Genomic DNA, 13133 nt, shown 5'->3' on the forward strand with positions numbered 1-13133 from the left:
TACGGCCTTTTGACTCGCAGGGGCGGTCGGAAGTTGCACACATGTTCTCAGGGGCGGGTGCGGCAACGCGGGCGGGGGCGGGGATGCTTGGGGGGGGGGGGGACCGGAGGAGGCACCGGTGGCGCAGAGGGGGCAACGACGCGCAAATGGCGTTGCGGGCGAGGAGTCGCCGGCTCGCGGGCCTGACCGCTTCGGTGCGGACCTCCGGACCTTTACCGCCCCTTGACACGGCTCCCGAATGCGAAGGCGATGAACCGTTTAGAGTTTTCAGGCCGGTGAGCGACGGATTGACGGGGAGGGGCCCACGCCATGGGTGACCAGGGAAGCGGCGGCGAGATTCTCGACATCAAGATCGATGATCTGAAGAAGACAGCACCACATTTCCAGACGCACAGCCATGACCTCGCCAAGGCTCTCACCAAGCTCAAGTCGGCGCTCCAGTCGGCGGGTTCGCCGTGGGGTGATGACAAGCAGGGCAATGAGTTCCACAAGGCCTACGGCCCCCTGGTGACGAAGATCGAGAATGCCGCGTCCGTTCTGTCCCAGGGCCTGGCCAGCATCCATGACGCCATGAGCGACATGGCGGACGGCCACATCGACAACGAGGAACTCGTCCGCTCGATGTTCAGCCGCATCCATGTGGAGGGCGGCGACCAGGACGGGAGCCACGCCAAGTGAGTGCGGCCGACAAGGCGAAGCAGATCATCCAGGACGTCACCGGCATGTGGTGGCCGGCGGCGGACGAGGGCGGGCTGCGGGACGCGGCCAAGGCCTGGCGGGACTTCGCCGATGACATCGAAGGGGTCATGACCGCGGCGAACAAGACGGCCCGCGGCATCATCGAGAACAACAAGGGCGAGGCGATCTCCGCTTTCGACGATCCCTACTGGCGCCGTTATTACTACAACGGCCACGGCTGGCTGAAGGACATGGCCGACGGCGCCCGCGACATGGCCAAGGCGCTCGACAAGTACGCGGACGCCGTGCACCACGCGGTCACGCGCCTGGAGCACGAACTGGAGATCGTCGGCGCGACGATCGTCGCGGGCACAGCGCTCGCCATCTTCACGGCCGGTATCTCGGAGGCCGCCGCGGCCTCGGCCACGGCAGGCATCGTGGAACTGGCCGGGAGCTTGGGTGTGGCGGTGTCGACCGAGGTGGCGACGATCGCGGGCACAACCCTTGCCACGGCGGCGATCGGCGGCATCGAGTCGATCACCGTCGACCTGGCCGTGACCCAGCCCGTCGCCATGGCCACCGGCGAGAGCAAGGGCCTCAGCCTGGACGAGGTGAGCCAGTCCGCGCTGTACGGGATGGCGTTCGGCGGCGCCTTCGGAGGTGGCGGCGCGGTCGCCAAGGCCGCGGGCGAGGCGGGTGGATTCCGGGCCCTGTTCGAGGGCATCTCCGTCCCTGGCGCACGCGTGTTGCCCAGTGAACTCAACGGCTTGGGTGCAGGCTTGCGCAGCGGCGAACAGGCCGCGGCGGGGGACGCGCGCAGCGTCACACGCCAGGCCGCGGGCAAGGATCCGGAGGGCACGGCAGAGAATCCGAAGAACAAGGTCGCGGATGACAACACCGACCCGATCGACCTGGTCACCGGCAAAATGTATCTGCCCCAGACCGATGTGTCCCTGCCGGGTGCGCTTCCCCTGACCTTCACCCGCCGCGTCGAGTCCGGCTACGGGCTGGGCCGCTGGTTCGGCCCGTCCTGGTCCTCCACCGTGGACCAGCACCTGGCCATCGATGCCGAGGGCGTTGTCTTCGTCACCGAGGACGGTCTGCTCCTCACCTACCCTCACCCCCAGCCCGACGCCCCGACCCTGCCGGACCACGGCAGTTGCCGCTGGCCACTGGCCCGGGTGGACGGCGGCTACACGGTCACGGATCCCCGCTCGGGCCAGGTCCGGCACTTCGCCGACCAGTCGGCGGACCGAGCGGTGCTGGAACAGATCGACGACCGCAACGGCAACTGGCTGACCTTCGCATACGACACCGACGGCGCTCCTGTCGCGATCGCCTCCTCCGCCGGCTACCGCATCCGGATAACCACGACCGGCAACCGGATCACCGCCCTGCACCTCATGGGTGCCGCCCCCGATGGCACCGACCAGGAACTCAAACGCTATGGCTACTCCGAAGGCAACCTGACGGAAGTCATCAACTCCTCGGGCGTCCCCCTGCGCTTCAGCTACGACGAGCGTGGGCGAGTGACCTCCTGGACGGACTCGAACAACCGCAGCTACACCTACCATTACGACGACCGCGACCGCTGCATCGCCGAGGGCGGCGCGGCCGGGCACATGTCTCTGCGCCTCTCCTACGACGAGACGGATACGGCGTCCGGCCACCGCGTCACCACGACGGTGACGGGCGAGGGCCACACTCGCCGTTACTTCATCAACTCCTCCGGCCAAGTTGTCGCGGAGATCGACCCGTTGGGATCAGCCACCCACTTCACTCGCGACCGCTACAACCGACTGCTGTCCACGACGGACCCGCTCGGCCACACGACGTCGTTCCGCTACGACGAGACGGGCAACCTCACGTCGGTCATCCGCCCGGACGGCCGCGAGTCGCGAGCCGAGTACAACGACCTGGGCCTGCCGGTGAAGCTGGTCGGGCCGGACGGCGCGATCGTCCGGCAGACCTTCGACGCACGGGGCAACCGCACGTCGGTGACGGACCCGGCGGGCCGGACGACACACTTCACGTACCACGAGTCCGGCCATCTGACCTCGGTGACCGACCCGCTGGGCAACACGACGACGGTCGAGTGCGACCGGGCGGGCCTCCCCCTGACGGTGACGGATCCCCTGGGCGCGGTCACCCGTTATGCGCGAGACGCCTTCGGCCGCCCGACCGCGATCACCGACCCGGCCGGCGCGACGACGCTGCTGGAGTGGTCGGTCGAGGGTCACCTGCTGCGCCGCACGGCTCCCGACGGCACGACGGAGACATGGACGTACGACGGTGAGGGCAACTGCACGAGCCACACGGACCCACTGGGCGGTGTCTCGCACTTCTCGTACACCCACTTCGACCTCCTGTCCTCCCGCACGGGTCCGGACGGGGTGCGATACGAGTTCGAGCACGACGCGGAACTGCGCCTGACGAAGGTCACCAACCCGCAGGGCCTCACGTGGGAGTACGAGTACGACGCAGCGGGCCATCTCCGAGCGGAGAAGGACTTCGACGGCAGACGACGGACGTACGAATACGACTCCGCAGGCCGCCTGGTGTCACGTAGTGACACTCTGGGTCAACGGATCGCCTTCGAACGCGACGCCCTGGGCCGGATCACCAGGAAACACGCGGCAGGCGCCCTCACCACGTACGCCTACGATTTCACCGACCAACTGGCGGAGGCGACGGGCCCTGACGGCACCACGCTCACGTTGTTGCGCGACCGCCACGGCCGCCTGCGCTCGGAGACGGTGAACGGCCGGACCCTGACGTACACGTACGACGAGCTGGGCCGCCGCACGGGCCGCACGACCCCCACCGGCGCCGTCTCCACCTGGTCGTACGACGCGGCGGGCCGCCGCACGAACATGGTGGCATCGGGCCGCCCCATCGACTTCACCTACGACGAGACCGGCCGCGAACTGACCCGCCACATCGGCGGAACGGTAACCCTCGCCCACACCTTCGACCCACTGGGCCGCCTGACGACCCAGTCGGTGACCGGCGCCGCGGGCACCCTGGTCCAGCACCGGTCCTACACCTACCGCGCCGACGGCAACCTGACCGGCATCGACGACCACCTCTCGGGCCCCCGCCGCTTCGACATCGACGCGACCGGCCGGGTCACCGCGGTCCACGCGGCCGGCTGGACCGAGCGCTACGCCTACGACGAGGCGGGCAACCAGACCGAAGCAACCTGGCCCTCCGCCCACCCCGGCGCGGAGGCGACCGGCCCCCGCGCCTACCAGGGAACCCGCATCCTGCGCGCCGGCAACGTCCGCTACGAACACGACGCCCTGGGCCGCATCACCCTCCGCCAGAAGACCCGCCTCTCCCGCAAACCGGACACCTGGCGCTACGAATGGGACACCGAAGACCGCCTGGTCTCGGTGACCACCCCGGACGGCACCCGCTGGCGCTACACCTACGACCCCCTGGGCCGCCGCACCGCCAAACTCCGCCTGGCCGACGACGGCGAAACCGCCCTGGAAGAAGTGACCTTCACCTGGGACGGCACCACCCTCTGCGAACAGACCACCACCGCCCCGTCACTCCCCCACCCCGTCACCCTCACCTGGGACCACCAAGGCCTACGCCCCCTGTCCCAAACCGAACGCATCACCTCGGCCGACACCCCCCAGGAGGAAATCGACTCCCGCTTCTTCGCCATCGTCACCGACCTCGTCGGCACCCCGAACGAACTCATCGACGAACAAGGCCACATCGCCTGGCGCACCCGAAGCACCCTGTGGGGAACAACCGCATGGTCAACAAACAGCACGACCTACACACCCCTACGCTTCCCCGGCCAGTACTACGACCCGGAAACCGGGCTGCACTACAACTACTTCAGGCACTACGACCCCGAGACTGGGCGATATTTCACACTCGATCCGCTCGGGATCGCACCAGCCCCCAATCCGGCAACCTACGTGAGAAACCCCTATACCTGGGCAGACCCTCTGGGACTAGCTCCTGACGTATGCCCGAAAGTGGGCCCCTTCGGTCGGGACCTGGCTGGAGCAAAGGCAAAGGCATTGAGCGATGCAGGAATTCCGGAAGGAGCAGCCCCACTCGAAGTAAACGAGTTCGTCCCTGCAACCACTCCGGAATGGCAAGGTTCTAAACAGCTAATGGGCGACGACCACAAGCCCATTTACTACACCGAGGAAGTGTATGAGCATCCCAACGGACGTGACTTGGTAGTCTTCCAGGACCACTGGTTCGGCCATCAGAAGCCAGGGGAACCTGGTTATCAGCCGTCACACGTTCATGTGAGACCATTCGAAGACACACGAAACGGCCAGATTCCGGGGTGCGAGGAGCACTACTACTATGACCGCTAGCTTCTCTGTGCGGAACATGGAGGTCATGGCTCCCCTTTACGGAGCGGAACTCCCTCCGCTGGACTCGGTCCGGCTGCGTTCCGTCCATCTCGACTGGCGTGGGCCGCAGGTCGCCCTACGGCTCGATCTGCCCGCGCCGGCCGCTTCCCTGCCGGACGACTGGACGGCGTCCGGAGTCGACACCGTCCAGTGCCATCTCCGGTTCCTGGCGGTGGCCGACCTGGTGCTGTCCGCCTGGGAGCCGCCCGTCACGGCCCGGATTTCGACGGCGCCCCTGCCGGGCGGTGAGCACCGGATCCGGGTGACGGCCTCCGCGGACGGCGGTGCTTTCCTGGACTTCACGGCCAGTGCGGATGTGCTCGCCGGTCACCTGAGCGGCTTCCGGCTCGAGCCGGACGGCTCGGACGACGGTCCGCACCACTTCCTCGGCAAGGTGGACGCGAGACGGTATTCGACGATCCCGGACCCCTGCGAGAAGACCTTCTATGAACGCTGAACTCGCCGCGCTGACGACGCCTTCCGCGCTGAGCGGCCACGACCTGTTCTACGTGCACCTCGATGAGCGGCAGTGCTCCGCCACCCTCGGGTTCACCGGCCAGGAGGGTCATGATGGCTTCGAGTTCTTCCTCGCCTTCACCGACGTGCGCAATGTGTCGGTGCGCGGTTGGGGCCCGCCGGGGCGCAAGGACGTACGGCTCGAAAGGACGGAGAACGGCATCACGGTGTCCGTCGCGACCCAGGGCTCGTCACTGAACTTCGAGGCGGCGGACATGACCACGCCCCGCACCCGTTCCTTCCAGACGGCTCCGGGGAGTTCATGAGCCGGCTCCGTGGTGACGTCGTGTCAGATCGCCGCGTCGACGAGGCAGAGCAACGCCCCGATGCCGAGCAGCACGAGGCCGGTACCTCCGACGAGCAGGACGACCGGGCGCTCCTTGTCGAAGTCGAGGTCCTTGCGGACGCCCGTCTTGGCGCGCCGGGGCTTCCTGCTGTCGTACACGACCGGCACGACGGTGCCCTCGGGGCCGGGCAGTTCCCGCATGTGCTCGTGGAACCGCGCAGGCGGCGCCCCCTCCGGCAGGCAGACGTCGAAGAAGACCCGGTGCGACCCGGTCGCGTACTCGTGGAACGCGTAGACCGCCTGCCCCTCGACGCCATGGTGCTTCAAACCGCGCATGAGACGGTAGATCACGAAATTCCCCGACTGCGCCAAGAGGGCGAAGCAACCGAAAGGCATGAGGACAAGGCCATCAGGAACGACACGACGCCCACCCCTCCCACCCGTGCGGCACCTCACCGTAGTCCACCGGGCGGAGCCGCCGCCCGGGTCGCGACCGACGTTCTCAGCCCAGGTGCGTCGGCGCGAACATCCGCAGGACCGCCGGGAGGACCACCACCGAGGGGCCCGGGGTGGACAGGGCGTTCGTCAGGTCCTGTTGCAGGGTCTGCGGTGTCGTGCGCACGCCCGGGACGCCGAAGGACTCGGCGAGGGCCACGTAGTCCGGGCGGTGGAGTTCCGTCGCGGTCGGTTCGCCGAAGGCGTCCGTCATGTACTCGCGCAGGATGCCGTAGCCGCCGTCGTCGACGATCAGCCAGGTGACGGGGAGGTCGTACTGGCGGGCCGTGGCCAGTTCGGCGATCGAGTAGAGGGCGCCGCCGTCGCCGGAGACCGCGAGGACCGGGTGGGCCGGGTCGGCCGCCGCCGCGCCCAGTGCCGCCGGGAAGGCGTAGCCGAGACCGCCCGCGCCCTGGGCCGAGTGCATCGTGTTGGCGCCCCGGGGGTCGAAGGCCGACCACGCCCAGTAGGCCAGGATCGTCATGTCCCAGAAGGAGGGGGCGCCGGCGGGCAGGGCACGGCGGACGGCAGCCAGGACGTCCTGTTCCAGGGTGAGTCGCTGGGCGTCGATGCGGGCCGCGACGCGGGACAGCAGGGCGCGTACCCGCGCCGGGGCCTCCGGGTCCGTGCGGGCGTCCACCGTCTCCAGCAGGGCCTGGAGCGCCAGGCGCGCGTCCGCGTGGATGCCGAGGGCCGGGTGGTTGGCCTCCAGCTTGCCCAGGTCCGCCTCGATCTGGACGATTCGCCCGCGCGGCCGGAACGTGTGGTAGTTCGAGGAGAGTTCGCCCAGGCCCGAGCCGACGACCAGGAGGACGTCCGCGTCCTCCAGGAAGTCCGTCGTGTACCGGTCCTCCAGCCAGGACTGGAGCGACAGCGGGTGCTCCCAGGGGAACGCCCCCTTGCCGCCGAAGGTCGTCACCACGGGGGCCTGGAGCCGCTCCGCGAGCGCCAGCAGCTTGCCCGAGGCGTCCGACCGTACGACCCCGCCGCCCGCGATGATCGCCGGGCGGGAGGCGCGGGACAGCAGGTCGGCCGCGATCGCCGTCAGTTCGGGGCGCGGCGGCAGCTCCTCCGGGGTCGCGTCCGGCGCCGTCACCACCGGCAGCGAGGCCGGCGCGAGCAGGACGTCCTGCGGGATCTCCACCCACACCGGGCCGTGCGGGGCCGACAGGGCGGATTTCCAGGCGGCGGCGATGGCGGAGGGGATCTGGGACTGGGCGCGGACCGTGTGGACGGACTTGACCACGCCCCGGAACGAGGCCGCCTGGTCGGGGAGTTCATGGAGGTAGCCGTGGCGGCCGCCGCCCAGGCCCGCCGTCGGGACCTGGCTGCTGATCGCGAGGACCGGGGCGGAGGCCGAGGCCGCCTCCTGGAGGGCCGCCAGGGAGGTGAGCGCGCCCGGGCCCGTCGACAGGAACAGCGGAGCCGCCTCCCCCGTCACGCGGCCGTACGCGTCCGCCGCGAAGCCCGCGTTGTTCTCCACCCGCAGGCCCACATAGCGCAGGGACGAGCGGCGCAGTGCGTCGAACATGCCGAGCGCGTGCTGGCCGGGCAGCCCGAAGACGGTCGTCGCGCCCAGCCCGGCCAGCGTCTCCACGACCAGGTCTCCGCCGTTGCGGCCGGGGGGCGGGTTCAGTGCGGCCTCCAGCTGGGCGGTGGTCGGCCGGAGTACCAGGTCGTGGTCGTGCGTCACGTCGCTTACGCGTCCTTCCGGGCCGCCGCGATCTGGCGGGACATGAGGGTGGTCAGTTCGTAGGCCGTGTGGGAGGCGGCCACGGACGTGATCTCCGCGTGGTCGTACGCCGGGGCGACCTCGACGACGTCCGCGGAGACCAGGTTGCAGCCGGCCAGCCCGCGCAGGATCTCCAGCAGCTCGCGGGAGGTCATGCCGCCCGCCTCGGGGGTGCCGGTGCCGGGCGCGTGCGCCGGGTCGAGGCAGTCGATGTCGATGGAGATGTACAGCGGGCGGTCGCCGATGCGCTGGCGCAGCTGGTCGGCGACCTCGTCGGCGCCCCGGCGGTAGACGTCCGCGGAGGTGACGATGCCGAAGCCCATCTTCTCGTCGTCGGTCAGGTCCTGCTTGCCGTACAGCGGGCCGCGGGTGCCCACGTGGGAGAGGGCGGAGGTGTCGAGGATGCCCTCCTCGACCGCGCGGCGGAACGGGGTGCCGTGGGTGTACTCGGCGCCGAAGTAGGTGTCCCAGGTGTCCAGGTGGGCGTCGAAGTGGAGCAGGGCGACCGGGCCGTGCTTCTTCGCCACCGAGCGCAGCAGCGGGAGGGCGATGGTGTGGTCGCCGCCCAGGGTCATCAGCCGGGCGCCGGTGCCGAGCAGGTCGTCGGCCGCCGCCTCGATCGTCTCGACCGCCTCGTTGATGTTGAACGGGTTCACCGCGATGTCGCCGCCGTCCGCCACCTGCGCCAGCGCGAACGGCGACGCGTCCTGCGCGGGGTTGTACGGGCGCAGCAGCCGGGACGCCTCGCGGATGGCGTTGCCGCCGAAGCGGGCGCCGGGCCGGTACGAGACGCCGGAGTCGAACGGCACGCCCACCACGGCGACGTCGGCGGCGTGGACCTCGTCCAGGCGGGGCAGCCGGGCGAAGGTGGCGGGACCGGCGTACCGCGGGACGCGGGAGGAGTCGACGGGACCGCGGGGCGTCTCGTTGCCGCTCATGTGACATGCCTTCTTTCCTGCGCTTCGCGGCGCATGTACTGCTTTCTGATGACTCTACTGGTGAGCCGTGACCGGTTCGGAAGGGAGTTCGGGGGCCCGTCCGGCCAGCCGGTCGCGCCAGGCGGCGAGGACGGTTTCGTCGGTCGGCCTGGTGGCCAGGGAGACGACGACGTAGGCGGCCAGGGAGGCCAGCAGGCCGTAGTACACCGGCTCGTTGGCGAGGATGCCGTACCCGGCCATCAGCCCGATGACGGCCAGACCGCCGGTGATCACGGAGGCCAGCGCGCCCTGCACGGTGCCGCGCTTCCACAGCAGGCCGCCGAGGATCGACACCAGCAGACCGCCCACGAGGAGGTCGTACGCCACCGTCAGCGCCTCCACCACGTCGTTGAGCGCGATCGCCGTACCGATCACCGCGAGGCCCATGACCAGGATGAAGGCGCGGTTGCCCGAGACCTCGTCGTGCGCCCCGGGACCGGGGTCGGCGCCCCGGCGGACGGCTCCGCGCAGCCGCGACCAGATGTCGTTGTTGGCGACGGTGGCGCAGGCGATCAGCGCGCCGGAGGAGGTGGACATCACCGCGGCCAGGGCGGCGGCCAGCACCAGTCCGCGCACACCGACGGGGAGTTCGGCCTTGACGATGGTGGCGAAGGCGTCGTCGGGGCTGGCCAGCTCGGGGTAGAGCACCTTGGCGGCCGTGCCGATCACCGCGCCGGCCACGGCGTAGGCCAGACAGTACGTTCCGGCCACCGTGCCGCCCCAGCGGGCGGTGCGGTCGCTGCGGGCGGTGAACACGCGCTGCCAGATGTCCTGGCCGATCAGCATGCCGAAGGTGTAGATCAGCACGTAGGTGAAGATGGTCTCGCCGCCGATGCCCAGCGGATCGAAGTACGTGGTCGGCAGCTTGGCCTTCATCTCACCGAAGCCGCCCGCCCGGATCACCGCGATCGGCAGCAGCAGGAGCAGCACGCCGATCGTCTTGACGACGAACTGCACCATGTCGGTGAGCGTGATGGACCACATGCCGCCGAGGGTCGAGTACGCCACGACGATCGAGCCGCCGATGACGATCGCCAGCGTGCGGTTCATGTCGAAGAGGACGTCGAAGATCGTGGCGTAGGCGATGGTGGAGGTCACCGCGAGCATCAGGGTGTACGCCCACATGACCACGCCGGAGATCACGCCCGCCCGGCCGCCGTAGCGCAGGTCCAGCATCTCGGAGACCGTGTAGACCTTCAGGCGGGCGATGCGCGCGGAGAAGAACACGGAGAGTGCCAGCAGGCCGAGGCCGATGGTGAAGACCATCCAGGCGCCGGAAAGACCGTACTGGTAGCCGAGGCCGACGCCGCCGATGGTGGAGGCGCCGCCGAGAACAATCGCGGCCATGGTGCCCGAGTACATCGCGGGCCCGAGGCGCCGGCCCGCCACCAGGAAGTCGCTCTTCGACTTGGCGCGGCGCATGCCCCACCAGCCCATGGCCAGCATCCCGGCGAGATACAGGACGATCACCGTGTAGTCGACGGCCATGTGGGGCCCTCCTTCGCGCACTTTCCGGTGGCGTGTCGTGCAGATGCGGTGGGGTCACGCCGACGGCGGATCGCGGGGACATCCGCCCGTACCCGCGGCCGTCGGCTCCGGACCGACATTAGGTGGCCGGAAAGCGACTGCGAAGTGTACGTTTCCTCCACCACAGGGGTACGGCAGTGGAGGGATCGCACACCATGGTGGACAGCGCCGCGCCGGTCCCGCCCACCCCGCCGGTCCCCCTGTCCGCCCTCCTGGCCCGTGACGACCTCGCCCTGCGCCGGATCGCCGGTCCCGGCGGCGCGGACGTCGTCATCCACTGGGCGCACACCTCGGAGATGGCCGACCCCTACCCGTATCTGCTGGGCGGCGAGCTGCTGCTGACGGCGGGCGTGCAGATCCCCGACGTGTCGGCGCCGGACGCCTTCTTCGACGCGTACGTCGCCCGGATCGTCGCGGCGGGCGGCGCGGCCCTCGGCTTCGGGCTGGCGCCGGTGCACGAGAGGGTTCCGCGCGCTCTGGTGGCCGCCTGCGACGCCCACGGGCTGCCCCTGCTGGAGGTCCCGCCGCAGACCACCTTCTCGGCCGTGGCGCGCGCCGTGTGGCAGCTGATGGCGCAGGCCAGGCTGGCCGAGCTGCGCCGGGTCACCGAGGCCCAGCTGAGTCTCGCCGCCGCGGCCGCCCGTCCCGACCCGGTGCCGTCCGTGCTGCGCCGGCTGGCCCAGCGGCTCGGCGGGCAGGCGGTGCTCCACGGGCCGGACGGCACGCCGATCGCGGCGGCGGGCCGCGAACCGGCGCCGGGGGTACGGGAGGCGCTGGCGGAACTGGCGCGGGTGGTCCGGCCGGCGGGCCCGGCGGCCCCCTCCTCGGCCACCGACACCGTCGGCGGCGCCCATCTGTCCGCGTACGCGCTCGGGTCCGGGGCGGGCTTCGTGCTCGGGGTGGCGGCCGGGCGGCGGGAGGCGGGGGACCACACCATCGCCTCGGTGGGCGTGGTGCTGCTGTCGCTGCTGACCGGGGAGCACCAGAGCGCGGCGGGGGCGGCGCGGTCGTCCGCGCTGGTACGGCTGCTGCTCGGGGCCGCGCCGGAGACCGTCGCGCCCCTGCTCGGGGACGGCGACTGGTTCGTCGTACACGCCTCGCCACAGCCGCCGGAGCCGTCCGCCGCGCACCGCTCGCCACAGCCGGAGAAGCCCGGCGCCCTGGCCGCCTCCGCGCTCGGGGCCGCTCTGGGGTCCCCGCTGGTCGACGTCGCCGAGGAGGTGGTGCGGGTCCTCGCGCCCGCCGACCGGGAGCCCGCCCCGGTGCCCGGCTGGACGCTCGGGGTCAGCGCGCCCGCGGCGCCGCACGAGTGGCCGGCCGCCGACGCCCAGGCGGCGCGCGCCCTGGCCCGCGCCCGCGCCGCCCGCGCCCCGCTGGTCCGGCACGACCCCCGCCCCGGACTGTCGCGGCTGGTGCCCGAGGCGGAGGCGCGGGCCCACGCGCGCACCCTGCTCGCGCCGCTCGCCCCCCGGCCCGCGCTGCTCGACACCCTGCGCACCTGGCTTTCGCTGCACGGCAGTTGGGACCGCACCGCGGTCGCCCTGGGGGTGCACCGCAACACCGTGCGGCAACGCATCGCCCGCTGCGCCCTGCTGCTGGACACCGACCTGGACGACGCGGACGTGCGCATGGAGTTGTGGTTCGCGCTGCGGCACCACTGACGGCCGGGCGTGACCCCCGTCCCAGCGGACGTAACCCCGGGGCCGCCCGCGCCGGGCTGCCCCACAATGGGAGGCATGCCGATACCCGGGACACCCAGCCGCGCCCAGCTCGTCGACCACCTGGTGAGAACCCGTATCGCGGGGGACGTCGCCACGCCCCGCGAGAACAACCTCTCCCACTACCGCCTCCTGGCCAACGGCGACCGCAACTTCTGGCTCGGCCTGGAGCTGGGCGACCGCTGGGCGGACGAGCAGGACGTGCTCGCGGTGATGGCCGAGCGGGTGGGCGTCAACGACGACCCCGAGTACCGGTACGGCCAGGACACCATCGACCCGGAGCTGACCGTGGACGCGCTGGACCGGCTGGCGGCGCGGCTGCGCAAGGCGGCCGAGGGGCGCCAGCGGGTGCTGTTCGCCACCGGGCACCCGGGCGGGCTGCTGGACGTGCACCGGGCCACGGCCGCCGCGCTGCGCGCCGCCGGCTGCGAGATCGTCGTCATCCCGGACGGCTTGCGGACCGACGAGGGCTACGTCATGCAGTTCGCGGACGTGGCCGTCCTGGAGCACGGGGCCACGCTGTGGCACACCCACTCCGGGGAGCCGATGCGGGCCGTTCTCACGGGACTTGAGCGGGCGGGCCGGCCGCTGCCCGACCTGGTGGTCGCCGATCACGGCTGGGCCGGGTACGCCGCTCAGCACGGCCTGGACTCGGTCGGCTACGCGGACTGCAACGACCCGGCGCTCTTCCTCGCCGAGTCGGAGGGCACCCTCCAGGTCGCGGTGCCGCTGGACGACCATGTGACCAGCCCGCGCCACTACGACCCGATGACCGCGTACCTGCTCACCGCGGCCGGTCTGGACCAGTAGCGC

The 13133-nt window shown here is 70.9% G+C and carries 10 protein-coding genes; 6 read left to right on the top strand and 4 right to left on the bottom strand.

Annotated elements, in window-relative coordinates:
• Positions 1-309: 309 nt before the first annotated feature.
• The 4 genes from BLW85_RS15515 to BLW85_RS15530 are packed head-to-tail and all read left to right on the top strand — an operon-like array spanning position 310 to position 5851.
• A complete protein-coding gene (locus tag BLW85_RS15515) occupies positions 310-678 on the top strand; it encodes a WXG100 family type VII secretion target (RefSeq protein WP_074992363.1) in 369 nt (122 codons plus the stop codon).
• Entirely contained in the window at positions 675-5030 is a 4356-nt protein-coding gene (locus BLW85_RS15520; protein ID WP_244174864.1) for a DUF6531 domain-containing protein, read from the top strand. Before BLW85_RS15515 ends, BLW85_RS15520 begins: the two co-directional genes overlap by 4 nt.
• A 25-nt stretch (positions 5031-5055) precedes the next feature.
• On the top strand, positions 5056-5526 hold the full coding sequence (locus tag BLW85_RS15525) for an Imm50 family immunity protein (protein WP_167381409.1): 471 nt from the start codon (positions 5056-5058) through the stop codon (positions 5524-5526).
• A complete protein-coding gene (locus BLW85_RS15530) occupies positions 5516-5851 on the top strand; it encodes a hypothetical protein (RefSeq protein WP_070027414.1) in 336 nt (111 codons plus the stop codon). The genes BLW85_RS15525 and BLW85_RS15530 overlap by 11 nt, the downstream gene beginning before the upstream one ends.
• A 23-nt stretch (positions 5852-5874) precedes the next feature.
• Here BLW85_RS15530 and BLW85_RS15535 read toward each other — a convergent pair whose 3' ends face one another.
• The 4 genes from BLW85_RS15535 to BLW85_RS15550 form a co-directional block, all read right to left on the bottom strand.
• A complete protein-coding gene (locus BLW85_RS15535; protein ID WP_143060445.1) occupies positions 5875-6207 on the bottom strand; it encodes a hypothetical protein in 333 nt (110 codons plus the stop codon).
• Between the two features lie 166 nt (positions 6208-6373).
• Positions 6374-8059, bottom strand: a complete 1686-nt coding sequence (locus tag BLW85_RS15540) for a thiamine pyrophosphate-binding protein (protein WP_074992364.1) — start codon at positions 8057-8059, stop codon at positions 6374-6376.
• A 5-nt stretch (positions 8060-8064) separates the two neighbouring features.
• Positions 8065-9036 (bottom strand): agmatinase, encoded by a 972-nt coding sequence (gene speB / locus BLW85_RS15545; protein WP_070027411.1) that lies wholly within the window; start codon positions 9034-9036, stop codon positions 8065-8067.
• Between the two features lie 54 nt (positions 9037-9090).
• Positions 9091-10563: a sodium:solute symporter family protein gene (locus BLW85_RS15550; RefSeq protein ID WP_074992365.1), complete on the bottom strand. Its 1473-nt coding sequence runs from the start codon at positions 10561-10563 to the stop codon at positions 9091-9093.
• A gap of 194 nt (positions 10564-10757) precedes the next feature.
• On the opposite strand from BLW85_RS15550, the gene BLW85_RS15555 reads away from it, so the two are divergent.
• Together BLW85_RS15555 and BLW85_RS15560 are read left to right on the top strand one after the other, a co-directional pair.
• A complete protein-coding gene (locus tag BLW85_RS15555; RefSeq protein WP_208624845.1) occupies positions 10758-12263 on the top strand; it encodes a PucR family transcriptional regulator in 1506 nt (501 codons plus the stop codon).
• A gap of 75 nt (positions 12264-12338) precedes the next feature.
• Positions 12339-13130, top strand: a complete 792-nt coding sequence (locus BLW85_RS15560) for a phosphatase (RefSeq protein WP_074992367.1) — start codon at positions 12339-12341, stop codon at positions 13128-13130.
• Positions 13131-13133: the final 3 nt, after the last annotated feature.

The organism is Streptomyces misionensis (assembly GCF_900104815.1).
Taxonomy (GTDB): Bacteria; Actinomycetota; Actinomycetes; order Streptomycetales; family Streptomycetaceae; genus Streptomyces; species Streptomyces misionensis.

Bases quoted from the DNA above. Each gene is read 5' to 3' on its own strand.
- BLW85_RS15515 (WP_074992363.1), top strand. From the start codon at position 310: ATGGGTGACCAGGGAAGCGGCGGCGAGATTCTCGACATCAAGATCGAT.
- BLW85_RS15525 (WP_167381409.1), top strand. From the start codon at position 5,056: ATGGCTCCCCTTTACGGAGCGGAACTCCCTCCGCTGGACTCGGTCCGG.
- BLW85_RS15530 (WP_070027414.1), top strand. From the start codon at position 5,516: ATGAACGCTGAACTCGCCGCGCTGACGACGCCTTCCGCGCTGAGCGGC.
- BLW85_RS15535 (WP_143060445.1), bottom strand. From the start codon at position 6,207: ATGCGCGGTTTGAAGCACCATGGCGTCGAGGGGCAGGCGGTCTACGCG.
- speB (WP_070027411.1), bottom strand. From the start codon at position 9,036: ATGAGCGGCAACGAGACGCCCCGCGGTCCCGTCGACTCCTCCCGCGTC.
- BLW85_RS15550 (WP_074992365.1), bottom strand. From the start codon at position 10,563: ATGGCCGTCGACTACACGGTGATCGTCCTGTATCTCGCCGGGATGCTG.
- BLW85_RS15555 (WP_208624845.1), top strand. From the start codon at position 10,758: ATGGTGGACAGCGCCGCGCCGGTCCCGCCCACCCCGCCGGTCCCCCTG.
- BLW85_RS15560 (WP_074992367.1), top strand. From the start codon at position 12,339: ATGCCGATACCCGGGACACCCAGCCGCGCCCAGCTCGTCGACCACCTG.